Source organism: Pseudomonas fluorescens, from assembly GCF_041354075.1.
Taxonomy (GTDB): domain Bacteria; phylum Pseudomonadota; class Gammaproteobacteria; order Pseudomonadales; family Pseudomonadaceae; genus Aquipseudomonas; species Aquipseudomonas fluorescens_CE.
In genome coordinates, this window is sequence record NZ_JARZGC010000062.1 from 1 (window position 1) to 302 (window position 302).

Below are 302 nucleotides of genomic sequence, written 5' to 3' on the forward strand. Positions count from 1 at the left end.
CGTTCAGTCTATCTTTCTATCACATACCCAAATTTTTAAAGAACGAACTAGTCAAAGACTAGAAATCAACATTCATCATCACGTCGATGGAATGCTCATTTCTAAGCTTTACTTCAGAAGCAGTAGTGGTGGAGCCAAGCGGGATCGAACCGCTGACCTCCTGCGTGCAAGGCAGGCGCTCTCCCAGCTGAGCTATGGCCCCGTATTTCTACAGGCGTTTCCCACACAAAATTGGTGGGTCTGGGCAGATTCGAACTGCCGACCTCACCCTTATCAGGGGTGCGCTCTAACCAACTGAGCTA

At 49.0% G+C, this 302-nt stretch carries 1 tRNA gene; it reads right to left on the reverse strand.

The window, feature by feature from the left end:
- Positions 1–126 precede the first annotated feature (126 nt).
- A tRNA-Ala gene (locus tag QIW53_RS27265) sits at positions 127–202 on the reverse strand.
- Positions 203–302: the final 100 nt, after the last annotated feature.